The organism is Rhizobium sp. 01L410 (assembly GCF_056400165.1).
On the sequence record NZ_JBFTST010000002.1, the window covers coordinates 286,582 to 309,104 of the forward strand.

The 22,523-nt window shown below is 61.5% G+C and carries 26 protein-coding genes; 11 read left to right on the forward strand and 15 right to left on the reverse strand.

All coding sequences use genetic code 11. The annotated features are described in order from the left end of the window. The first annotated feature begins 4 nt into the window (after positions 1-4). The 3 genes from AC1DV9_RS05940 to AC1DV9_RS05950 all read left to right on the forward strand — a co-directional run bounded on the left by AC1DV9_RS05940 (position 5) and on the right by AC1DV9_RS05950 (position 1,723). A complete protein-coding gene (locus tag AC1DV9_RS05940; protein ID WP_477946687.1) occupies positions 5-553 on the forward strand; it encodes a thermonuclease family protein in 549 nt (182 codons plus the stop codon). Next, complete coding sequence (locus tag AC1DV9_RS05945) at positions 550-1,167, forward strand: uracil-DNA glycosylase family protein (protein WP_477946688.1); 618 nt, start codon at positions 550-552, stop codon at positions 1,165-1,167. The genes AC1DV9_RS05940 and AC1DV9_RS05945 overlap by 4 nt, the downstream gene beginning before the upstream one ends. A 67-nt stretch (positions 1,168-1,234) precedes the next feature. Beyond that, the gene (locus AC1DV9_RS05950) at positions 1,235-1,723 is read left to right on the forward strand and encodes an Lrp/AsnC family transcriptional regulator (protein WP_112387170.1); all 489 of its coding nucleotides are present in this window, start codon (positions 1,235-1,237) and stop codon (positions 1,721-1,723) included. Positions 1,724-1,897: 174 nt separating this feature from the next. Here AC1DV9_RS05950 and AC1DV9_RS05955 read toward each other — a convergent pair whose 3' ends face one another. Further along, positions 1,898-2,767: an NAD(P)-dependent oxidoreductase gene (locus tag AC1DV9_RS05955; protein ID WP_477946690.1), complete on the reverse strand. Its 870-nt coding sequence runs from the start codon at positions 2,765-2,767 to the stop codon at positions 1,898-1,900. Between the two features lie 262 nt (positions 2,768-3,029). On the opposite strand from AC1DV9_RS05955, the gene AC1DV9_RS05960 reads away from it, so the two are divergent. Genes AC1DV9_RS05960 through AC1DV9_RS05975 form a run of 4 tightly spaced genes read left to right on the forward strand, consistent with a single transcriptional unit; the run spans position 3,030 to position 6,888 of the window. Then, positions 3,030-3,998, forward strand: coding sequence for an aliphatic sulfonate ABC transporter substrate-binding protein (locus AC1DV9_RS05960; protein ID WP_477946692.1), 969 nt, complete (start codon positions 3,030-3,032; stop codon positions 3,996-3,998). Positions 3,999-4,024: 26 nt separating this feature from the next. Then, positions 4,025-5,194, forward strand: a complete 1,170-nt coding sequence (ssuD, locus tag AC1DV9_RS05965; RefSeq protein ID WP_477946693.1) for an FMNH2-dependent alkanesulfonate monooxygenase — start codon at positions 4,025-4,027, stop codon at positions 5,192-5,194. 25 nt (positions 5,195-5,219) lie between these two features. Continuing rightward, on the forward strand, positions 5,220-6,056 hold the full coding sequence (locus AC1DV9_RS05970; RefSeq protein ID WP_112539301.1) for an ABC transporter permease subunit: 837 nt from the start codon (positions 5,220-5,222) through the stop codon (positions 6,054-6,056). A 10-nt stretch (positions 6,057-6,066) separates the two neighbouring features. Beyond that, a complete protein-coding gene (locus tag AC1DV9_RS05975; protein WP_477946694.1) occupies positions 6,067-6,888 on the forward strand; it encodes an ATP-binding cassette domain-containing protein in 822 nt (273 codons plus the stop codon). Positions 6,889-6,893: 5 nt separating this feature from the next. Here AC1DV9_RS05975 and AC1DV9_RS05980 read toward each other — a convergent pair whose 3' ends face one another. From AC1DV9_RS05980 to AC1DV9_RS06020, 9 genes are all read right to left on the reverse strand, one after another. Further along, positions 6,894-7,370, reverse strand: a complete 477-nt coding sequence (locus tag AC1DV9_RS05980; protein ID WP_477946696.1) for an SRPBCC family protein — start codon at positions 7,368-7,370, stop codon at positions 6,894-6,896. Beyond that, a complete protein-coding gene (locus AC1DV9_RS05985; protein ID WP_477946697.1) occupies positions 7,367-7,702 on the reverse strand; it encodes an ArsR/SmtB family transcription factor in 336 nt (111 codons plus the stop codon). The genes AC1DV9_RS05980 and AC1DV9_RS05985 overlap by 4 nt, the downstream gene beginning before the upstream one ends. After that, entirely contained in the window at positions 7,699-8,391 is a 693-nt protein-coding gene (locus AC1DV9_RS05990; protein WP_477946699.1) for a glutathione S-transferase family protein, read from the reverse strand. Before AC1DV9_RS05990 ends, AC1DV9_RS05985 begins: the two co-directional genes overlap by 4 nt. A gap of 92 nt (positions 8,392-8,483) precedes the next feature. Beyond that, on the reverse strand, positions 8,484-9,869 hold the full coding sequence (locus AC1DV9_RS05995; protein ID WP_477946701.1) for a hypothetical protein: 1,386 nt from the start codon (positions 9,867-9,869) through the stop codon (positions 8,484-8,486). A 399-nt stretch (positions 9,870-10,268) separates the two neighbouring features. Further along, positions 10,269-11,081, reverse strand: coding sequence for a class I SAM-dependent methyltransferase (locus AC1DV9_RS06000; protein ID WP_477946702.1), 813 nt, complete (start codon positions 11,079-11,081; stop codon positions 10,269-10,271). 94 nt (positions 11,082-11,175) lie between these two features. Continuing rightward, the gene (locus AC1DV9_RS06005; protein ID WP_112387181.1) at positions 11,176-11,442 is read right to left on the reverse strand and encodes an usg protein; all 267 of its coding nucleotides are present in this window, start codon (positions 11,440-11,442) and stop codon (positions 11,176-11,178) included. A gap of 160 nt (positions 11,443-11,602) precedes the next feature. Further along, positions 11,603-12,433: an ABC transporter permease gene (locus AC1DV9_RS06010; RefSeq protein WP_477946704.1), complete on the reverse strand. Its 831-nt coding sequence runs from the start codon at positions 12,431-12,433 to the stop codon at positions 11,603-11,605. Continuing rightward, a complete protein-coding gene (locus AC1DV9_RS06015; RefSeq protein ID WP_477943098.1) occupies positions 12,430-13,233 on the reverse strand; it encodes an ABC transporter permease in 804 nt (267 codons plus the stop codon). The genes AC1DV9_RS06010 and AC1DV9_RS06015 overlap by 4 nt, the downstream gene beginning before the upstream one ends. A 112-nt stretch (positions 13,234-13,345) precedes the next feature. Beyond that, positions 13,346-14,116 (reverse strand): ABC transporter substrate-binding protein, encoded by a 771-nt coding sequence (locus AC1DV9_RS06020; protein WP_112387471.1) that lies wholly within the window; start codon positions 14,114-14,116, stop codon positions 13,346-13,348. Between the two features lie 320 nt (positions 14,117-14,436). Here AC1DV9_RS06020 and AC1DV9_RS06025 point away from each other — a divergent pair, with 320 nt between their 5' ends. After that, a complete protein-coding gene (locus tag AC1DV9_RS06025; protein ID WP_477946706.1) occupies positions 14,437-16,722 on the forward strand; it encodes an OmpA family protein in 2,286 nt (761 codons plus the stop codon). Between the two features lie 48 nt (positions 16,723-16,770). On the opposite strand, the gene mobB is transcribed toward AC1DV9_RS06025, so the two are convergent. From mobB to AC1DV9_RS06040, 3 genes are read right to left on the reverse strand one after another with little or no spacing between them, the layout of a single operon-like run. After that, complete coding sequence (mobB, locus tag AC1DV9_RS06030; RefSeq protein WP_112387185.1) at positions 16,771-17,292, reverse strand: molybdopterin-guanine dinucleotide biosynthesis protein B; 522 nt, start codon at positions 17,290-17,292, stop codon at positions 16,771-16,773. Continuing rightward, positions 17,289-17,921 (reverse strand): molybdenum cofactor guanylyltransferase MobA, encoded by a 633-nt coding sequence (gene mobA, locus AC1DV9_RS06035; protein ID WP_477946708.1) that lies wholly within the window; start codon positions 17,919-17,921, stop codon positions 17,289-17,291. The genes mobB and mobA overlap by 4 nt, the downstream gene beginning before the upstream one ends. Positions 17,922-17,929: 8 nt before the next feature. After that, positions 17,930-18,838 carry a DMT family transporter gene (locus AC1DV9_RS06040; protein WP_112539287.1) on the reverse strand — a complete coding sequence of 303 codons (909 nt, stop codon included), beginning with the start codon at positions 18,836-18,838 and terminating at the stop codon, positions 17,930-17,932. A 217-nt stretch (positions 18,839-19,055) separates the two neighbouring features. Here AC1DV9_RS06040 and AC1DV9_RS06045 point away from each other — a divergent pair, with 217 nt between their 5' ends. Continuing rightward, the gene (locus AC1DV9_RS06045; RefSeq protein WP_112387188.1) at positions 19,056-19,247 is read left to right on the forward strand and encodes a hypothetical protein; all 192 of its coding nucleotides are present in this window, start codon (positions 19,056-19,058) and stop codon (positions 19,245-19,247) included. Between the two features lie 28 nt (positions 19,248-19,275). Here the strand turns inward: AC1DV9_RS06045 and moaA are convergent, their stop codons facing one another. Then, positions 19,276-20,322 (reverse strand): GTP 3',8-cyclase MoaA, encoded by a 1,047-nt coding sequence (gene moaA, locus AC1DV9_RS06050; protein WP_477946709.1) that lies wholly within the window; start codon positions 20,320-20,322, stop codon positions 19,276-19,278. 134 nt (positions 20,323-20,456) lie between these two features. Between moaA and AC1DV9_RS06055 the strand changes: the two genes are divergently transcribed. Beyond that, positions 20,457-20,831 (forward strand): gamma-butyrobetaine hydroxylase family protein, encoded by a 375-nt coding sequence (locus AC1DV9_RS06055; RefSeq protein ID WP_477946711.1) that lies wholly within the window; start codon positions 20,457-20,459, stop codon positions 20,829-20,831. A 25-nt stretch (positions 20,832-20,856) separates the two neighbouring features. Then, positions 20,857-22,047, forward strand: coding sequence for a low temperature requirement protein A (locus tag AC1DV9_RS06060; RefSeq protein WP_477946713.1), 1,191 nt, complete (start codon positions 20,857-20,859; stop codon positions 22,045-22,047). 3 nt (positions 22,048-22,050) lie between these two features. Here the strand turns inward: AC1DV9_RS06060 and AC1DV9_RS06065 are convergent, their stop codons facing one another. Beyond that, on the reverse strand, positions 22,051-22,518 hold the full coding sequence (locus tag AC1DV9_RS06065; protein WP_112516060.1) for a MarR family winged helix-turn-helix transcriptional regulator: 468 nt from the start codon (positions 22,516-22,518) through the stop codon (positions 22,051-22,053). Positions 22,519-22,523: the final 5 nt, after the last annotated feature.

Here is a 22,523-nt window from a genome sequence, read left to right on the forward strand (position 1 = left end):
AAGCGTGACGCGCGGCTTCAGGACGATACGCGACGGCGTGACCGCCTTTGCCATGCTGGCGCTGATCTGGCTGATCGCGGCCAAGCTTAACGATCAGCCGGAAACGGTGCATAGCGGCGCGTTTCATGCGGCGGATGGCGATAGTCTGGCGATCGGCGGCGAACGCATGCGGCTGAAAGGCATCGATGCGCCGGAGCTCGTGCAGAGCTGCGAGCGGAACGGTAGGCCGTGGTCATGTGGCCGGGAGGCCCGGGATGCGCTACAGCGGCTGGTCGCCGGCGCTGACGCGCAATGCGCCGGGACCGAGCGCGACCAATATCAACGGCTGCTGGTGATCTGCCGGAGCGGCACTCTCGACATCAATGGCGAGATGGTTCGAACCGGCATGGCGGTTTCCTATGGCGATTACCGGCGGCAGGAGGACGAGGCACGCGCCAGACGCTCGGGTCTCTGGGCAGGGACATTCGAGCGGCCGCGGGATTTTCGCGATGACGAGAGACTGCATTCCGGCGGCATCGTCAGGATGATCGGGCAGGCGGTCGGATGGGAATGACGATCGAGACGTTGCAGGGCGAGATTGCTGCCTGCCGCATCTGCCGGGATGCGCCGCTTGATCCGTCGAAGCCTTTGCCGCATGAGCCGCGTCCTGTTGTCATCCTGTCGCAAACCGCGCGCGTGCTGATTGCGGGGCAGGCGCCTGGCCTTCGCGTCCATGAAAGCGGCATTCCGTTCAACGATGCCTCGGGCGATCGCCTGCGCGACTGGCTGCAGGTCGGCCGCGAGGCCTTTTACGATGCAAGCCGTTTTGCGGTCGTGCCGATGGGCTTCTGTTTTCCGGGATATGACGAGAAAGGAAGCGATCTGCCGCCGCGCCGGGAATGCGCGCCTCAATGGCGAAAGCAAGCGATGGATTTGATGCCGCAGATCGAGCTGATCCTGACTGTCGGCCAGTATGCGCAGGCCTGGCATATGGGCACGGCGCGGCAGGCCAACATGACTGATACGGTCAAGGCGTGGCGCGACACGCTGTTTTCGAACCGGTCACCCGCGGTCTTGCCGCTGCCGCATCCGAGCTGGCGCAACAGTGGCTGGCTGAAGCGCAATCCATGGTTCGAGGAAGAGTTGCTTCCAGTTCTTCGCAGTAGAATTAAACTGCTTATAAACTGAAACAAAATTCTTTTCCTGCGCCGGAATCGCGATATACAGAGAATATAATTCGAAAGGGCTTTCGCATATGGACCGTCTCGACCGTAAGATACTGCGCCTGCTGCAAGAAGATTCGACCCTGGCGGTCGCTGATCTCGCCAAGAAGGTCGGCCTTTCGACAACGCCTTGCTGGCGCCGTATCCAGAAGATGGAAGAAGATGGCGTCATCAAGCGCCGCGTTGCCATTCTGGATCCCGAGAAGGTCAACACCAAGGTCACGGTTTTCGTCTCGATCCGCACGGCGACGCATTCGATCGAATGGCTGAAGCGCTTTTCCGAGGTCGTGGTGGAATTCCCCGAAGTGGTCGAGTTCTATCGGATGAGCGGCGATGTCGATTATCTGCTGCGTGTCGTGGTGCCTGACATTGCTGCCTACGACGCCTTCTATAAGCGGATGATCGCCAAGATTGAGATCCGTGACGTCTCATCGGCCTTCGCGATGGAACAGATCAAGTATTCGACGCAGCTGCCGCTCGACTACATGCTACTCGACAGCGCCAAGTCCAACGAAGACTGAGCTATTTCAGTCGGGCGATGACAGCATCGCTCGTCAGCTCGCGCATTGCATCCTTGCCAATCCATCTCGCCGTCTTGCCGGAATTATCCGCAGGGCGGCGAGCCAGTTTTAGCGCCTGCGTGTAGCAGGTCCGGCGCAGCGTGATCAACTCCGCTGCGCCGGAAGAGGGCCCGATCATTTTTCCAGGCGGGCGAGCAGCGAGGACGTGTCCCAGCGATTGCCGCCCATCGCCTGAACGTCGCCATAGAACTGGTCGACCAGCGCGGTGACGGGCAGCTTGGCGCCGTTGCGGCGGGCTTCGGTCAGCACGATGTCGAGATCCTTGCGCATCCAGTCGATGGCGAAGCCGAAATCGTATTTTCCCTGGTTCATCGTCTTGTGGCGGTTTTCCATCTGCCAGGAGCCTGCAGCACCCTTGGAGATGACGTCGACGACCTTCTCGATGTCGAGGCCAGCACGCTTGCCGAAATGGATGCCTTCGGCGAGCCCCTGAACGACGCCGGCGATGCAGATCTGGTTGATCATCTTCGTCAGCTGGCCGGAACCGGCAGGTCCCATCAGGCCGACCATGCGCGCATAGGCGTCGATAACGGGTTTGGCCTTTTCGAAAACGGCTTCGTCGCCACCGCACATGACGGTGAGCACGCCGTTTTCGGCACCGGCCTGGCCGCCGGAAACCGGTGCGTCGATGAAGTCGCAACCTTTGGCCTTGGCGGCTTCATCGAGTTCGCGGGCGACTTCGGCGCTGGCCGTCGTGTTGTCGATCAGGATCGCACCCTTCTTCATGCCTTCGAAAACGCCGCCCTTGCCCGTGGTCACCGAGCGGAGATCGTCGTCGTTGCCGACGCAGGTGAAGACGAAATCGGCACCGGCGACAGCTTCGGCCGGGGTTTGTGCGGAGGCGCCACCGAACTTGGCGACCCAATCGGCGGCCTTGGCGGCAGTGCGGTTATAGACCGTGACGTCGTGGCCGCCTTTCGTTTTCAGATGACCCGCCATCGGGAAACCCATGACGCCGAGACCGATGAAAGCGACTTTTGCCATATGCCAGATCCTTTTCGTGATGTGGGGGCATGCTTAGCGGAAACCGCCGTTGCTGAAAAGTCATCACGGGCAAGCGCGGTACGGCCCGCTGCCGGCTGCCGGGGAATAAAATTCTGCGGGATCGCCGGTTTGAGGTGAGGAAAGTTTCTGTTGGGACAAAACTCACAAATATAAATGTCGATCTAATTTATAGAGTTTCTCATTATCAGCCTTCACAACGCGCAGGCACGCCGTCTGCACTGCCGCCGAAAAGGGGAAAGCCATGATCTCACGCCGTCAGACCTTCGGTCTCCTTGGTGCGGCCGCCGCTGTAGCCGTGCTTCCGTCCATCAAGCCGGCGCGTGCCGCCGCAGCAACGGAGTTTCGCATCGGCTGGCAGAAGAATGGCGTGCTGGCGCTGGCCAAGCGCCGCGGGGCGCTGGAAGCGCGGCTTGCCGACAAGGGGATCACTGTCAGCTGGTCGGAATTCACGTCTGGACCGCCGTTGCTGGAGGCGCTTGGCGCCGGTGCCCTGGATTTCGGCGCCACCGGTGACGTTCCGCCGCTGTTTGCCCAGGCAGCCGGTGGCCATCTCTATTACGTCGGCACCTATCGCGGCAGCCCGGCCGGTTCCGCGATCCTGGTGCACAAGGATTCACCGATCCGGACGCTTGAGGATCTGAAGGGCAAGAAGCTGGCCTTCAAGCGCGGATCGAGCGCCCATAACGTTGCCGTCAAGGCGCTGCGCAAGGGTGGCCTCAAGGTCGAAGACGTGCAGGCGCTGGATCTGTCGCCGCCGGACGCCGCAGCCGCCTTCAAGACCGGCAGCATCGATGCCTGGTCGATCTGGGATCCCTATCTGGCGATCGCGGAGGCCGATCCGGATACGCGGATCTTGACGACGGCTGAAGGCCTCGTCGATTCCTACAGCTTCTTCCTGGCGAACCAGGATTTCACCGACAACAACGGCCAGGTGATCGTCGATGTGATCGATGAACTCGCCAAGGTCGGCAAGTCGGCGCAGGGCAAGCTCGACGAGACGGCCAAGGAGCTTTCCGAGATCACCGGAGTGCCTGCCGAGGTGACCCGGGTGACGCTCAGCCGTCCCGGCGCCGATCTCGGCGCGGTGACGACGATCACCGATGGCGCGGCTGCCTATCAGCAGGCACTGGCCGACGAGTTCTACGCGCTGGGCATCGTGCCGAAGAAATTGACGACGGGCGACATCGTCTGGCGCCCGAAGGCCAGCTGATCCGTTTTTGAAGAAAGGTAAATTTCATGACTTCCAAACCAATCGATTTTCTCTGGTTCATCCCGACCTCAGGTGACGGCGCCTATCTCGGTTCGTCCGACCAGACGCGCGCGCCTGAAATCGGCTACATGACGCAGATCGCCCAGGCGGCCGACCGTCTTGGTTTTTCCGGCGTTCTGCTGCCGACCGGCGTTGCCTGCGAGGAATCTTTCGTCACGGCGGCGGCTCTTTCGCAGCATACCGAGAAGCTGAAATTCTTGGTGGCGATCCGTCCCGGCACGGCGTCGCCGGCCTACTACGCGCGTCTGGCGACGACGCTTGACCGGGTATCGAACGGCCGCGTTCTCCTCAACATCGTCGTCGGCGGCAGCCCGGCAGAACTCGCGGGCGATGGCATTTTCCTGCCGCATGACGAGCGCTACGACCATGCCAACGAGTTCTTTGACGTTTGGGAAGAGCTTCTCGAAAAGGGTGTGGCCAGCATCGATGGCAAGCATATCAAGGCGACCAATGCGCGTCTCGGCTTCCCGTCCTACCAGAACCCGCGTCCGCCGCTCTATTTCGGCGGCTCTTCGGACGCCGGGATCGATTTTGCCGTCGGCCGTGTCGATAAATATCTGACCTGGGGCGAACCGCCTGCACAGGTCGGCGAGAAGATCGAGCGCGTTCGTGCGGCTGCCGCCAAAGTGGGCCGGGAAGTCACCTTCGGCATCCGTCTTCATTTCATCGTCCGGGAGACGGACGAGGAGGCATGGGCCGCTGCCGACCGGCTGATCTCCAAGCTCGATGATGCGACGATCGAAGAAGCGCAGGCGCGCTTCGCCAAGGAATCCGACTCCGTCGGCCAGGCTCGCATGGCAGCGCTTCATAACGGCCGCCGTGACAATCTGGAGGTTTCTCCGAACCTGTGGGCCGGTGTCGGCTTGGTGCGCGCCGGTGCCGGAACGGCGCTCGTCGGCTCGCCGAAGACGGTTGCCGCGCGGCTTCGCGAATATCAGGAGCTCGGCATCGAGACGGTGATCGGCTCCGGTTACCCGCATCTCGAAGAAGCCTACCGCGTCGCCGAGCTGCTGTTCCCCGAACTCGGCCTTGGCCAGAGCGAGCAGCGTCACGGTCTCCGCAACGATTTCGGCTCGAAGCAGGTCTTCGGCGGCGGCAGCCATGGCGGCAACCTGAAGGTCGTTTCGGGTTCCTGATCCGGATAATAACGAGGAGATGAGCATGTCGGTATTCGAAACGCCGCTCGCACGCGTCGCCGCAAGGCAGGCAAGCCGGAAGGGCCGGGCGCTGCCGCGGCTGCCTGACGGCTCCGCGCTGCTGCCCTATCTTCTGCCGGTGACAATCGTGATCTGCTGGCAGATCGCGTCGTCGGCAGGGCTCATCTCCTCGCGCATCATGCCGTCTCCCGCCGATGTCGCCGTCGCCTTCTGGTCGACCACGACCTCGGGCCAGCTGCCGCATGACGTGCTGGTCAGCGCCGGGCGCGCTTTTGCCGGCCTGCTGGTTGGTGGCTCGATCGGCTTCCTGCTTGGCATCGCCAATGGCGTGTCGAAACTCTCCGAGCAGCTGACCGACACGACGCTGCAGATGCTGCGTACCATCCCGCATCTGGCCATGATCCCGCTTGTTATCCTGTGGTTCGGCATCGGCGAGGAATCCAAGCTGTTCCTGACGGCGCTCGGCGTTCTCTTCCCCGTCTATCTCAACACCTATCATGGCGTTCGAAATGTCGATCGCGACCTGATCGAGATGGGCAGGGTCTATGGGATGGGCAACTGGACGCTGTTCCGGAAGGTTATCTTTCCGGGCGCGCTGCCTTCGATCTTCGTCGGCCTGCGCTATGCGCTGGGCATCATGTGGCTAACGCTGATCGTTTCGGAATCGATCGCCGCTTCCTCGGGTATCGGCCATATGGCCAACAATGCCCGCGAATTCATGATGACGGACGTCGTGGTGCTGGCGCTTGTCATCTACGCTGTGCTCGGCAAGCTCGCCGATGTCGTGGCGCGGGCTCTGGAGCGGCGCACGCTCACCTGGAACCCGATCTATCAGAAGTAGGAGCGAGACGATGACCGCGATCACCCACGAACGCTTCCGCGAGCCTGTCGAGGCCGAATACGAGGCAGACATCGACGCCGCCCGGATCGCGCCGGGGACTGCTGCCGCGATCACCCTGACGGGGCTTGAGAAGAGCTTTGACGGCAATCGCGTCCTTCGTGGCATCAATCTGCATATCCCGGCCGGCCAGTTCATCGCCGTCATTGGCAAGAGCGGTTGCGGCAAGAGCACGCTGCTGCGCGTGCTGCTGGGCCTCGACCAGCCGACGGCGGGCAGCATCCGCTTCGAAAGCAGCAATGGCGAGGAAAGCCAGCCGAACGCTCGCATCGTCTTCCAGGAGCCGCGGCTTCTGCCGTGGCTGAGCGTTGTCGAGAATGTTGCGGTCGGCCTTGGCGACGGCGTCGATAAGCGGCGGGCACTTGCAGAATCCGCGGCCGTGCTGTCCGAAGTTCAGCTGGCGGAGAAGGCGAAGGAATGGCCTTCGCGGTTATCCGGCGGGCAGCGCCAGCGCGTGGCATTGGCGCGCGCGCTGGTGAGCAAGCCGGGCGTTCTGGCGCTGGACGAACCGCTCGGCGCACTCGATGCGCTGACCCGCATCAGCATGCAGGAACTGATCAACCGCGTCTGGCGGGAGCTCGGCTTTACCACCGTGCTGGTGACTCATGACGTCAGTGAAGCTGTGCATCTGGCCGACCGGGTGATCGTTCTGGAAGAGGGACGGATCGCGCTTGACGTCGCGGTTCCCTATCCCCATCCGCGCCGTCATGGCAATCCGGAGCTCGCCGAACTCGAAGGCAAGCTGCTCGGCGCCATTCTCGGCACCGGCCGCTGAAAGCGTCAATGCGTGCCGCTGGCCTCGCGATCGAGAAAGGCCTCGAAATTGTCGAGGCCGATTTCCGTGCCCTGGCGGCGCAGGCCATCGTCGGGATAGCCGTCGAGGAACACCACCTGCTCGGTAAACAGCATGCGGGTGCCCGCCGCTGACGGCTCGAAAGTGACGGTGGCAAGGGAGGCGGAGATGCGGGTCTCGCCGAGCTTCATCTCGTAGGCGTAGACGATGCGGGCATTCTCGACGACATCGAGATAGTGGGCGTCATAGGCATGCAGCAATCCTTCGCCATCAGCGGTGTGGTTGCGCTCGCTGCCGCCGGCGCGAAAATCCAGCCGGTATTCGATCGTCGCCCAGCCGTCATGGCAGGCAAACCAGGTCTGCTTCGAGGCAGGATTGGCCCAGGCACGGAAGGCGCGTTCCGGCGTGGCCTTCAGCTGGCGCTCGATGGTGAAGGTCGTGTGTGTGGCGGATGGCGGGGTCACGGTGTCGATTCCTCTTCGGCAAGAAACTGGTCCAGGCGGTCGAAGGCAGCGTTCCACCCGGCCTTGCGCTCGCCGATCCAGCGCTCGAGTTCTGCCAGCCGCTCCTGCCGCAGATGGTAGGTGCGGACGCGGCCGGTCTTTTCCGATTGAACAAGGCCGCTGTCTTCCAGCACGTTCAGATGTTTCAGGACCGTTGGCAATGCCATCGTCAGGGGTTCGGCAAGTTCCGTGACCGATGCCGGGCCGCGGCCGAGGCGATCGATCATGCCGCGGCGGCTGCGATCCGAAAGCGCATGGAACATCCGGTCAAGTGTGGCGGCTTCGATGATCATTCGGCGGGCATAGCCTTGCGGATCGTCTCGGGTAGCTGGTGCTTGTAGGGATAGAATTTGAAATAGGGCAGGGCTTCCTTCAGCACCCGGGAAAAGGAGGGGCGCTCGACGAGCCGGCGGTAATAGCCGGCAAGTTTCGGCCGTTCCGCTCCGAAGGGCACCAGTGTCTCGCTGTAGAAGAGCGCCGGGGCGGCGGCACAATCGGCCATGGTGAAGGCATCGCCTGATATCCAGAGATTGCCCGCCAGCTGCCGCTCGATCATGTCATAGGCCATCTCAAGCGTGTCGCGGGCGTCGGCAACGCCCTGCGGATCCTTCGCATCGGCGGCGCGCATCGTGTCTGCGACGATCTTCTGCATCGGCGTCTGGACATAGAGATCGAAGAAACGATCCCATAGGCGGACCTGCAGGGCGCGGTCCGCATCAACCGGGATCAGATGCGCTTCGCCGGGATAGTGCCGGTCGAGATATTCGATAATGATGCTGGTTTCCGGAATGGTGCTGTCACGCGCTTCATCCCTGAGGATCGGCATCTTGCCGACCGGCCAGTAGCGGAAGAGGTCGGCCCGCGAACTTTCGTCCGAGAGATCGACGAGCCGATCTTCGAAGGGCGTGCCGTTTTCGTAAAGCGCGATCAGGACCTTGTGGCAGAAGGAGGCGAGCGGATGTCCGTAAAGCACGAGCGACATGAGGCGGCCTTTCAGCTGGGATAAAACTTTGCTGATTGGCTAAGTATCAGGATGAGGTGGTTGTGGCAAGGGATAGTTTGCTGATTGGGTAACTATTGTTTTGCGTTGCGAGCTTCGTCCTTGTGAGACGGTGCATTTTCCTCGGAGTCGAGAGTTCTCGATGCGGAACCGAGATCCTTTGACATCTCCTGCCAGATACGCCGAAGCCGCCTTACGTGCAGATCGTCTGCAATCCAGCTCATCATGTGTTCGACACATCGGGTTGTCGTTTTCGGCTCCTTAGCGATGACTTCGCAGACCCAGCGACAATAGTTCTCAATGTTCGTGGTCTCGACGGTATAGCCTGGTGATGGTTCCGTCTTGGCCGCAGCAGCGGCCGGCGTTGATGGCGCTACAGCTGCTGCCGGTGATGTTGCTTCCGTTGTCTCCGTTGTCGCAGGAGGGGTTGCAGCGACGACAGTTGCAGCCTGCGCAGCGGCGGCTGCCTGACCCGCAGGCTGCTCGACCGGAGCTGCTGACTTCAGCATGAATGGTTTCATGCCGCTGATCTTCGCGATCGTGCGCATCTCGTCTGTCGCGGCAAACAGCAAACCGGCGAAAATTCTATCGAACTCGTCAGGGTCGTCTTTTCCGGAATCCTTCCGCTTGTAGCTCAGTGCACGTTCCAGATCGAAGATCGTGCGGACATTCATCTGCCGCAGCAGCAGGAAACGGTCGAGACCAACCGTGTGGCAAAGCTGTGCCTGACTGATCCAATCGACTGCCTGGAATATTTTGAACGGCGATTCGATATGCAGCAGGATCGGGTTATAGGTCGCGAGATTCTGAACATCGTAGATCCCACATTCCTCAAGCCGGAAGCGCGTGAAATAATCGATGCCCTCAATCACATCGAGAGGCGTCAGTCGCGTGACGCTGTTGAAGCGATCGTCATCCATCTTGACCCAGGAGATGATGGACTGCATGCGCAACGCGAGAAACTTGGTTGCGCTCTGTGGCAGCAGGCCGAGCAGGGGTGCCAGGGCAATCCAAGTTGACGGAATGCCATTTCCTGACGGGTGGGCTGCCGGCCCTGCCACAAGAGCGGTTACGTCTCCAACCGGATCGGGGAACGTCCTGAAAAGAATGAGGACGAAGATAACCGAGGCAAACATCTCCACCGTTTGCCAGATGAAAGTATAGGCCGAGAGATCGAAGACGGCGAGGCTACGGACGAACTGTCGGGCGGCCGCAACGAAGGCGCCTGCGAAGGCGAGAGCGCCGATGATCTCCAGGGATCCCACGTCGCCGCTGCAACCAACTCCACCCGCCCGGGTCGGCCCACACCAGACGGGCAGGCCTTTGGCCAAGGTGTCGTAGAGTGAGGCAAAGCCAAAATAGCAGATGACAACCAAGCTAAGCGAGGACAGGAAAAGCCTGAGATCGCCGAGATTGCCAATCGTTCTGGAGGAGCGGATCGCAGTCTCGATCTCCTCCACCATTTTCTCGGCGTCCCATTTTCTCGTGTTGGAGGACGCCTTGGGCGTGATGAGATCGGCTATGTATTTCGACGCCACGAATTCCAGCGACGGGTTGCCACCCTCTGTACCGTCGTCGTGATGAAGCTTGGTGGCGGGATAGGTGGCTATGAAATCCGATATGGTTCTCAGCCGCCTCACACGGATTTCGTTCCGGCTGTAGAGCAGAAGGATTGGTACGAAGAGAGCAAGCGCCAAGGCCGAAAGCCGGACATCTGCAAGCAGGCCCGTGACAAAGCCCCCAAGGTGATTTTGGTCAAAAATGCCCATCAAAAAAGCCCCCGGTTTCCCATCGGGAGCTTCTTGTCGTTGTCAGGCGTTGTCTACTATCGGACTAATCTTATAGGTTGTGTTTCGCAATCACCCAGCCAGCCGTGCAATCACCAGATGCCCGGGGCTCGGTTCACCTTCCTGCATGCGCACGTTGATCTCGGTCATTTCGACCAGCTCGAAGCCGGTCGCCGTCAGGCGGTCGCGGATATAAGTATCGGCGTGGAGGAAGCGCTGGTGCGGGCCGACGGCGTAGGGGCGGGTGTCGGCGGCGGGCAGGCTTTCGGACGAGAAGATGAAGAGGCCACGCGGCGTGAGGTTTTCGGCGGCGCCGAAGAACAGCGGTTCGAGGGCGCCGAGATAGGGCAGAACGTCGGTGGCGGTGATCAGGTCGAAGGCGTCTTCGTCGTTGTCTTCGAGGAAATCCTCGACCTCGGCGACGAACAGCGTCTCATAGAGATCCTTTTCATGGGCGATCTCAACCATGTTTTCGGAGAGATCGATGCCGGTCATGTCTTCGCAGAGATCGCGCAGCGTGCCGCCGGTCAGGCCGGTGCCGCAGCCGAGGTCGAGCAGGCGCTTGAAGGGACCGAGCTTCAGCTCCTGCAGGCGCTGGCGCACCATCATCGGCACATGATAGCCGAGTTGCTCGACGAGCACGTCTTCGAAGACTTCGGCATGTTGGTCGAAGAGCGTCTCGACATAGGCGTCCGGCGCCTTGGCCGGGGTTTCGCCGCGGCCCATGGAGGCGATGCGGACGGCTGCGCCGCCGTGGTCGTCGGGATCGATTGCAAGCACGTCTTCGTAAGCCTTGACGGCCGCGTCGACATCGCCTGCCTTTTCGAGGGCGAGCGCGCGGTTATAGGCTTCTGCCAGTGCGTCTTCGTCGATCTTCTTTGCCATTGCCGGTCCACCTTTTCGCTTTATGGATGCCTCTAAGGCGGCGAGGCGGCTTTGGCAATGGCAAGCGTGACGGTGATGGAACGTGGCGGGGCGCTCAGTGAATGATGAATTCGCCGCGCAGCGCGCGCCATTCGGTCGCCGAGATCAGCTTGCGGTGGATGTAGCGGACGGAATGCAGCGGGCCGTCGAGCTTTTCCTGCCAGAACTTCAGGAAGCCACGCATCTCCGGAAAATCCGGGGCGAGGTCGTATTCCTGCCAGAGATAGGTCTGCAGGATCGCCGGGTGATCCGGCATGCGATAGAGGATCTGGGCCGTCGTCAGGCCGTAACCCTGGAGCTGCTTTTCCATGTCCTTGGTCATGTCAGTCTCGCTTTCGTTCCCACTCCCGCTTATGAGCGGCAGTTAAAATGGAAACACGGCGTGGTTAACCGAAGATTGACACCAAGCGGGCAAAAGAACCATTCATTTTTGTTTGATTTCAATAGTTTGGCAGCATCGCATCGCGAGTGCTGCCAAAGCGTCAGCGGATCAGATGCCGGGTCAGGCGGCGCTCGATCCAGTTCCAGAAATGGCGCAGCGCTTCCACCATCGTCAGATAGAAGATCGCGGCCCAGAGATAGGTCTGGTAATCGAAGGTGCGCGAGAAGGCGTAACGGGTCTCGCCCATCAAGTCCAGGACGGTGATGATGGCGACGACGGCTGAGCCCTTGATCAGCAGGATGATTTCGTTGCCGTAGGGGCGGAGTGCGACGATCAGCGCCTGCGGCAGGATGATCTTGCGGAAGGATATTGCCTTGGACACGCCGAGGGAATCCGCGGCCTCATGCTGGCCCTTCGGCACGCTTTCGAGGGCGCCGCGCAGGATCTCGGCCTGATAGGCGGCGGTGTTGATGGTCATCGAGAACAGGCCGCAATACCAGGCATCGCGGAAGAACCACCAGAGACCGACAGATTCAAGCTGCGGCCGGAAACCGCCGAGGCCGTAATAGATGAGGAAGAGCTGTGCCAGCAGCGGCGTGCCGCGGAAGACGTAGACGTAGCAATAGGCAAAGGTGCTGAGGATCCGGTTCTTCGACATTCTGGCGAAGGCCAGCGGCAGCGACAGGACAGCGCCGCAAACGACTGAGATCGCCACCAGGATGATCGTCGTCATCAGGCCGTGCAGGTAGCGCGGTCCGTAGCGGGTGAACTTGTCCGGATCCCAGCCGGCGACGACCATGTAGATCAGCGTTGCCGCGAGCGCCAGCCAGATGAGGACGAGAACCGTGCCGGTGACGCGCGCCGCCGAAAGCGGCTTGGCGATGTCTTTCGGCGCCGGCTGCGGCGGAATGAGGGTTTCTGCGACGCTCACCGGCGAACCTCCGAGCGCTTGGCCCAGCGTTCGATATAGCTGAGGCCGTAGGAGGAGATGACTGCAAGCACCAGATAGATGATGCAGGCGAGGAGATAGAAGAAGAAGGCTTCCTTGGTGACACGTACGGCAACGGCGGTCTGGCGCAGGATGTCGGCGAGCCCGATGATCGAGACGTAGGACGTATCCTTCAGCAGGATCATCCAGAGATTGGTCATGCCGGGAAGCGCAATGCGGATCAGCTGCGGCAGAACGATCAGCCGCAGGGTTCGGCCGCGGTGGAAGCCGAGCGCATCGCCTGCTTCGTACTGACCCTTCGGAATAGCGCGAAATGCCGAGAGAAGCACTTCGGAGCAATAGGCCGAGAAGACGACGGAAAGGGCGATCATGCCGGCGACAAAGGCGTTGATCTCGATCCGCTCGTCATAGCCGAAAGAGGCGAGCACCGACTGGATCAGGATCTGCATGCCGTAATAGATGATGAACAGCGTCAGCAGCTCGGGCAGGCCGCGGAAGATCGTGGTGTAGATGCCGGCGGCGAGCCGCACGGACTTCTCTTCCGACTGCTGGCCGAGTGCCACCAGAAAGCCGATCACCAGACCGACGGGTAGCGTCAATAGCGCGACGGCGACCGTGGTCTTCAGGCCGACGGCGATTTCATCGCCCCAGCCGGTATCGCCGCAGGCGAGGATCGTCGACTGGCCGAACCAGGTGAAAAGACCGGCAGGTCCGCATAGCGGATCGAAAACATACCCTATCCAGGCCCAGAGCGAGCCCAGCGCGGAAAACAATCCGCCCATCCACTTTTCCCCTCACGGCTTATGCCGTTTTGATCTTTAGCATGTTGTCAGACAAAAATGGCGGAAGAGCAAGCCTTCCGCCATCATCTTTACAGGTCAGTTACAGTTTCTCTCAATCGCCGTAAACGTTGAAATCGAAGTACTTGTCCTGAATTTCCTTGTACTTGCCGTTGGCGCGGATCGCGGCGATCGCGGTGTTCAGCTTGTCCTTCAGCGGGTCACCCTGGCGGACGGCGATACCGGCGCCGATGCCGTTGATTTCCTTGTCGACGGGAAGCGTGGTCAGGATCTTGCAGCAAGCGCCGGCGTCAGACTTGACCCACTGCGAGAGAACGACGACGTCGTCGATAACGGCGTCGATACGGCCGTTCGAAACGTCGAGCTTGTACTCGTCGGCGGTTGGGTAGAGCTTCAGCTCGGTGTCGGCCAGGTGCTTTTCAGCATAGTTGGCGTGGGTGGTCGAGGTCTGGGCGCCGATCGTCTTGCCCTTCAGGCCGGCGACGTCGGTGATCGTCGAATCCTTCGGCACGGCGATTGCCGGCGGGGTGTTGTAGTACTTGTTGGTGAAGTCGACGAGCTTCGAGCGCTCCGGCGTGATCGACATGGACGAAACGATCATGTCGAACTTCTTGGCCTGGAGAGCCGGGATGATGCCGTCCCAGTCGTTGCTGACGAAGGAGCATTCAGCCTTCATTTCAGCGCAAAGAGCCTTGGCGATGTCGATATCGAAGCCCTTGATCTCGCCGCTGGCGTCGACGAATTCGAAAGGCGGGTAGGTGGAATCGGTACCGATCACGAGCTTCTCGCCATCGGCCATTGCCGAGCCGGCGAAGAGGGACAACGCTGCAAGCGAAGCTGCGGCGAGGAGATTGGAGATACGCATAGAGATCCTCTCTGTTGGCGACCGCTGCGTCTTCTTTTTATCCGCCAGCGGCCAAAATGCGGCGGGCATGAGCACCGCCTTGGCGCGATAATCAAACCTTTTTGCCGCAAATTGCAACTGGAATCCGCTCGCCTTTGTTGCGTCGCAAACTATGGCGAAGATGAACGGAGGCGGACCGGGGTGTTCATAGAGGGTTAATGGAGGTGTTCCTAAAAAACGCATGGAACAAATCCGGGCCTCGGAAATTTCGGTCCCGACTCAACATGCGGGGTGCGCGCAACAAGCACTCTGGAAAAGCCAATAAGGAACGAGGAAACCCTATGGGAATGAAATCGAGATTGTTCGCCAGCGCTGCCTTTCCGCTGCTTTCGCTGACACTGGCCGTCACGCCGGTGCATGCGTCAGCGCTCGGCGGCACCGGCGCGGCGCAGTCGCCCCAGGCGATCAGCGGCTCGTATGAGGTTGCCCAGGATGCGCCTTCGGAAGAGGAATTGCTGAAGAAGCGCCACAAGCAGCCGGAGGCCGAACAGCAGCAACAGCAGGAGGCCGCTCCGCAGGCCGAGCAGCAGCAGGAAGCGCCGAGCCGCAAGCAGCGCGAAGCCGCGCCGCAGGCCGAGGAAGCAGCCCCGCAGGCAGAACAGGCGCAGCCATCGGAAGAGCAGCAGCCGCGCCGCAAGAAGCGGGAAGCAGCCCCCGAGCCGGAACAGGCTGCCCCTCAGGCCGAGCCGGCACAGCCAGCTGAAAACCAGGAACAGCCACGCCGCAAGAAGCGCGAGGCGGCTCCCGAAGCTCAGCAGCAGGAGCAGGCAGCTCCGCAGGCAGAACCTACCGAACAGCCAGCCGAGAAGCCGCGCCGCAAGCGCGATCAGCAACCTGAACAGCAGGAGGCCGCTCCGGCACAGAACGAAGCCCAGCCTCAGGTAGAGCAGGCGAAGCCGGAAGTAGAAAAGGCAAAGCCAAAGGCCGAAGAGGCCAAGCCGCAGACAGAAGAGGCCAAGCCGCAGGCCGGTGAAGCGAAGCCTGCAGTAACCGAAGAGGCACAGCCCGAGCAGCAGCGTCCGCACAAGGGCGACAAGAAGCAGCCGGCGACCGAAGGCGAGCAGCAGCAAGAGCCTGCCGCAAAGCCCGGCAAGAAGAATGCCCAGCAGGCCGAGCAGCCTGCCGAAGGCAAGACGCCTGTGCCGACGGAATCGCCAGCCCCCGATCAGGCACCCGTACCGGCCGAATCGCCGGTACCGGCAAAGCCGCCGGTACCGGCAGAACCCGGCCAGGCGCAGAAGCCTGCAGTCGAAGGCCAGCCGCAGCAGGGTGAGCAGCAGCCGGCTCCCGGTCAGCAGCCCGGTGCCAATACTGCGGAACAGCCCGCCGTGAACGGTCAGCAGCCGGTGGCCGAGCAGGCAATCCCGGCACCTGAAAAGGTGACGCCGCAGGAGCTTGAGCGCCGCAAACAGATCGCTGCCGATCCGAGCAAGAGCACGGAGACGGTGGTTCTGCCGGTCGAGAATGGTGCGGCCGTTCTCGATAGCGACAAGGATGCCGATCGCTCGGGTGGCCGTGACGGCCGCCGCCAGCGCGACAAGCAGCGTGCGGACGAGCAGCAGCCGGTCTTCGTGCCGAAGTCGGATGCTGATGCACAGCGCGCAGCTGGCGGCGAAGCCCGTCCGCCGGTCAAGATCGAAGCCGTTACCGCCGAGGAAGGCCGCCGGCTCGACCGCCGTCCGCAGTTCCAGCGTCCTGACGGCGCGCAGGTCGAAGGACGTGTCGGCGACGACAACCGCGTTCTGCTGCAGATCAACAACAATATCGTGGTGCGCAGCGACGACGACCGCCGCTTCATCCGCGATGGCGAACGGCCGATGTATGAGCAGCTGCCGCGTGACCGCTATCGCGAAACGATCGACCGCCCGGACGGCTATCGCATCGTGACGATCCGCAACCGCTATGGCGACATCATCCAGCGTTCGCGTGTCGATAGCCGCGGCCGTGAGTATGTCCTCTACTACTCGCCGGAGCTCTACGACAATCCGGATCAGGACTATTTCGAGGATCCGGGTGCCGATCTGCCGCCGATGCGTCTGCGGATCCCGGTTCGCGACTACATCATCGATACGAGCAGCGACCCGGATCGCGATTATTACGACTTCCTGCGTGAGCCGCCGGTCGAGCCTGTCGAGCGCGTCTACTCGCTGAACGAAGTGAAGTATTCGGCCCGTATCCGCGACAAGGTGCGCCGTATCGACCTCGATACCATCACCTTCGCCACCGGCAGTGCCGAAATTCCGATGAGCCAGGCGCGCAGCCTGCGCAAGGTCGCGGATGCGCTGAATGAGGTGCTGCAGAAGGATCCGAGCGAGACCTTCCTGATCGAAGGTCACACGGATGCCGTCGGCTCCGATCAGAGCAATCTGGTTCTCTCGGACCAGCGTGCGGAATCGGTCGCCAACGTGCTGTCGGATGTCTATGGCATCCCGCCTGAAAACATGGCGACGCAGGGCTATGGTGAGCGTTACCTGAAGGTCAACACGGCCGGTCCGAACCAGGAAAACCGCCGCGTCACCATCCGCCGCGTCACGCCGCTGGTGCGTCCGGTCGCCTCCAACAACTGAGGCGGGCCGATATCGAAATAAGAGCCGCCGGGCGACCGGCGGCTTTTTCTATGGCTGAAAGGCGGGAAGGCCGAGGGTTGCGGCGATGAAATCGGCGATCGCCAGCGTGTCGTCGAGGTCGAAGCGCGGCAGGGCCGTATCCGTGACCGGATGGTCGGCGGCGATGGCGCAGATATAGGGATCGGTGGGCGCCAGCGGCTCGCGCTTGGCGGCCTGCAGGCGGCGGGCCTCGATCTTCGGGATCTTCTCGTGCTTGTAGCCTTCGATCAGCACCAGGTCGCAAGGGGCGAGGCGAGCCAGTATCTCTTCGAAGGCGGGCTCAGGTTCGCCGCGCAGCTCGTGCATGATAGCATAGCGCGTGCCGGAGACGATCGTCACCTCATGGGCGCCGGCCTGCCGGTGGCGGTAGCTGTCGGCGCCAACCTTGTCGATGTCGAAGTCATGATGGGCGTGCTTGATCGTCGAGATGCGATAGCCGCGGCGGGTAAACTCCTCGACGAGGCGCACGGCAAGCCCGGTTTTGCCGGAGTTCTTCCAGCCGGCGATGCCGAAGACCCGCGGGCCGCTCATGATGGCAGCGCCTGCAGCCAGCGCTCGGCCTCGATGAGATCGTCAGGGGTGTTGATGTTGAAAAAGGGATCGAGCATAGCGGCACGAGTCGGGCGGAGCGGAAATTGAACTTCCGCAACGTCATGACGTAACAGGAAGTCGCGGACGCGGCGCTTTTCGTCGGTGGCGATCCAGGATTCCAGGTCTGCCGCGAGCGCGACCGGCCACAGGCCGAAGACAGGGTGGCTGCGGCCTTCCGATGCGGCGATCGCGATCCTTTCCGGGTGATCGAGCGCACCGATGAAATCTGCCACCAGTTCGGCCGGGAAGAACGGGCTGTCGATCGAGATGGTAACGACGTGGCTGACGCCTTTGAGCTTCGCCGCATAGGCCATGGCTGCGTGGATGCCTGCCATCGGTCCGGCCTTGCCGGGGATGATATCCGGAATGAAGGCAAGGCCGCATTGCGCTTCGCTGCCGGCGTTGACGGCAACCGACGAGACTTGAGGCGAGAGCCGCGATATCGCGTGGTCCAGTAGCGTGCGGCCGCCGAGATGGGCCGAGGCCTTGTCGGAGCCCATGCGCGAGGAGCGTCCACCGGCTAGGATGACGCCCGGGATATTGGTCTTCTGCGGCGGGAAATCGGCCATGGTGGATCTCAGACTGGGCTTCTCGGTTCGGATTCCTGCGCCAGCGGTGCAACGCGGCGTTTGGCCTCACGATAGAACGTATAGAGGCCGGAGGCGATGACGATCGCTGCACCCGTCAGTGTCCAGGCATCCGGCAGTTCGGAGAAGAACAGGAAGCCGAGAAGGCCGGAAAAGATCAGGCTCGTGTAGCGGAAGGGCGCCACGAAGGAGACTTCGCCGGTCCGCATGGCCGTGATCACCGACTGGTATCCGATCAGCACAAGAACGGAGGCCAGCAGCAGATGGGACAGCGCTGTCCACGTCGTCGGGTGCCAGCCGCCAAGCGGCGGCATTAAGAGGGCGCCGAAGAAGGCGACCGATATCGCGGTGACGACAGTCACCATCAGCGACGGAATTTCCGGATCGATCGAGCGTGTCGCGAGATCGCGTCCGGCTGTTGTCAAAACGCTGGCAACGCAGAGCAGGGCTGCCGGCGTAAAACCTTCCGGTCCTGGCCGAATGATGATCATCACGCCTATCAGGCCGACGAGGATCGCCGACCAGCGGCGCCAGCCGACCGGCTCGTTGAAGAACAGCGCTGCGCCGAAAGTGACCACCAGCGGCAGCGATTGCAGGATCGCCGAGGCATTGGCGATCGGCATCATTCCGAGCGCCGTGATGTAGGTGACGGCAGCCAGCATCTCGCAGATGACGCGCAGAATGATGATCGGCTTCAGAATGATCGTCCAGGAGCGCAGGGCGCCCATCTTGCGGGCGATCAGATAGACCAGGACGCTGGTGAACAGGCCGCGGATGAACATGATCTGCCCGGCATTCATGTCACCGATAACCGATTTCGAGAGGGCGTCACTGGCCGAAAAACCGGCCATGGCCATGCTCATGAAAATGGCGCCCTGGGTATTGCGAGACCGCGGCATGCTAAGAGATTCCCGATAATGCTGAGGCCCTTTTAGAGGGGAAGAAGTGGGAATGAAATCGATTGCAAGTCACAGTCTGCATAAATCGATGGCGCAGTGCACAATAGGGCAGCAGTCCGTCGCCACGACGGCCGCTTGAACAAAAGCGGAGCGGTAGCGTTTCCCTTATGAGTGAAAGCGGCATGTCCGCGGCTTTCGAAAATCCAGGGAGATCATCATGCCGACCGAAATTCCAAACCCGGCCGAAACGCCCCGCGGCCCGACGCCGACACCCGGGATACCGGATCGTGTTCAGGAGAAGCCGCCGCTGACGCCGGCTCAGGATCCGGCCGACAACAAGAACCCCAACGACCCGACGCCGCCGAATCCGGCATTGCTGCCGATCGGCGATCCCGCAGGGGCGGCGTAGCGCAGGCGCTAACGCAAATTCCAGGAAGTCACCCGCCGGTGACGCTCATGTGGCGTGCGACGGCGGGTTTTTTATGGGTGCGGTCGATGATGAAATCGTGGCCCTTCGGCTTGCGGGTGATCGCTTCGTCGATCGCCGCATAGAGCAGGCCGTCATCTTCGGTGGCGCGTAGCGCGGATCGCAGGTCGGCGGCATCGTTTTGCCCGAGGCACATGTAGAGCGTGCCGGTGCAGGTCAGCCGCACACGGTTGCAGCTCTCGCAGAAATTATGGGTCATCGGCGTGATGAATCCGAGGCGTCCGCCGGTTTCGCCGACGGTCACATAGCGCGCCGGGCCGCCCGTCTGGTAGCCGATATCGGTTAGCGTAAACTGCTTTTCCAGCGAAGCGCGCAGCTCCGAAAGCGGCAAATACTGGTCGGTGCGATCCTCATCGATTTCGCCCATCGGCATCGTCTCGATCACCGTCAGGTCCATGCCGCGGCCATGGGCGAAGCGCAGCATGCCGGGGATTTCATGCTCGTTGAAATCCTTCAGTGCGACGGCGTTGAGCTTGATCTTCAAACCGGCCTTCTGCGCCGCATCGATGCCCTGCATGACCTTTTCCAAGTCGCCCCAGCGGGTGATCTTGTGGAATTTGTCCGGGTCGAGCGTATCGAGCGAGACATTGATGCGCCGTACGCCGCAATCATAGAGCTCCTCGGCATGACGGGCGAGTTGGGAGCCGTTGGTGGTCAGCGTCAGCTCCTCAAGGCCGGTGCCGACCTGCTTTCCGAGCGCGCGGATCAGGAACATGATGTTCTTGCGCACCAGCGGCTCGCCGCCCGTCAGGCGGATCTTGCGGACGCCCTTGGCGATGAAGGCGGAACAGAGCCGGTTCAGCTCTTCGAGCGAAAGCAGATCCTTCTTTGGAAGGAAGGTCATGTTCTCGGCCATGCAATAGGTGCAGCGGAAGTCGCAGCGGTCGGTGACGGACACACGCAGATAGCTGACGGCCCGTCCGAACGGGTCGATCATCGGGCTTGCATCCGCAACAAGCGGTGCAGCGCTTCCTATCGTGCCGACATTGCTGTTCACCAATACCTCCGCAATCATGTTAATGTGGTCATATGTGACTGTGTCGTCAAGGTAAACGGTACAGGCACACGGTAGATTGAGCTTGCCAGAAAACGCCTCAATGCCTACTCAACGAATGCGAACGGAGTGCAGCAATGAGCGACATCTGGCCCACCGAACTCAGGGTTTCGAAAGACCGGCAGCGTCTTGCCGTGACGTTCAACGATGGTCAGAGCTTCGATCTCTCGGCCGAAATGCTGCGTGTACTGTCGCCTTCGGCGGAAGTGCAGGGGCATGGTCCCGGGCAGAAGTTGACCGTTGCCGGCAAGCGCAACGTGGCCATCATCGCCATGACGCCGACCGGAAACTATGCGGTACGCATCGGCTTTGACGACATGCACGACACCGGCATCTTCACCTGGACCTATCTGCGGGAGCTCGGCGAACGGGGTGTCGAGCTGTTTGAGAATTACGAAAAGGAACTGGCCGACAAAGGCATGAGCCGGGACGTGGCGGAACAGCCGCGCTGATTGACAACAGCCATAGGGGGCATGGATGGCGGGAACTGCGATAAGAAACTGGCTCCGGGCGAAGGGTAGCCCGGGTGGCAGCAAGGTCACCTTTCTGGAATTGTTCTTCGACCTTGTCTTCGTCTTCTCGATTTCGCAGCTCTCGCACGCGCTTGCCGCCCACTACACACCGCTCGGCGCCGCCGAAGCGGCGCTGATGACATTTGCGGTCTGGTGGGTCTGGATCTTCACGGCTTGGGTGACCAACTGGCTGGACCCCGATAAAATGCCGGTGCGGGCGATGCTGATCGTCCTGATGCTGCTCGGCCTCATTCTGTCTTCGTCGATCCCCGAAGCCTTCGGCGACAAGGGGTTGTTGTTTGCCGGCGCCTATGTGCTGATGCAGGTGGGGCGCTCGCTTTTCACCGTCTATGCGGTGCGGCATTCCAGCCATTCCAACTATCTGAATTTCACGCGTATCAGCATCTGGCTGGCGGTATCAGGGGTGTTCTGGATCGCCGGAGGCTTGCTCGAGCATGAGGCAAGACTGATCGCCTGGGTGATTGCGCTCGCCATCGAATATGCCGGTCCTGCGTCTGGTTTCTTCGTGCCGGGTCTTGGCAAATCGACCACCGCCGACTGGGATGTTTCCGGTGCGCATATGGCTGAGCGCTGCGCTCTTTTCATCATCATCTGCCTCGGCGAGGCCGTTCTCGTCTCCGGCCGCACATTTTCCGAAATGCCGTTCTCGCCGATGACCGGCCTCGTTCTGGTCACCAGCTTTGCATCGACAGTTGCCATGTGGTGGCTATATTTCCGTTTCGGCCATGAGCGGGCCGCGCATCGGATCGAACATGAGGAGACGCCAGGAAGTCTGGCACGCCAGGCGTTCACCTATGCGCATATCCCGATTCTGGCCGGCATCATCGTCGATGCCGTGGCTGTGGAATTCATGTTCTCGCATCCGCACGAGGTCGGCGATATCGGCATTGCCGCTGCCGTGCTCGGCGGGGCCGGGTTGTTCCTTGCGGGAAATCTCTGGTTCAAGGGTGCCGTCAGCGGGCGGGCGCCGCTCTCGCATCTGGCAGGCATCATCCTTCTGATCCTGCTGGCGTTTCTGTCGCCAGCCGTCGAGATCTACGTGATGGGGATACTGGCAGCACTGGTGCTCGTCATCGTCGCGGTCTGGGAGTACCGGTCGCTGGGTTCGGCGGCGCCCGCGCCGACGCTGCACTAGCGCTCAGTCGTCGTCCTTCAGGTCCTGCTGGAGCAATGCGATGATGCGCTCCATTGAGCCGGCCATGGCCATGCATTGCTCCAGCGGCTCGTCGGATAGCATGCGGTCGATCAGGTCGGTCTGGATCACCATGGCCTTTTCCGTCAGCGCGCGACCGTCCTCCGTCAAATAGAGCCGCAGCACCCGCTTGTCGCGCTCGTCGCCGCGCCGCTCGATCAGGCCGCGCTTTTCCATCTGCGGCAGCAGCATGCTCATGTTGGAGCGGCCGACCAGCAGCTTGCGGGCTAGATCCTGCTGCGTCAGGCCTTCGAAGCGGTAGAGATTGATCAGGATATCGAGATGCGGTGTCTTTATATCGAGTTCGGCCAGCGAGCGGCCGAGCGATTGCTGCATCAGCTGGCAGGCGCGGGCAACGGCGATCCAGCTGCGAAAACGCGGATGATCCCAGGGAAGGGATTGATTTTTGTTCATCGTTG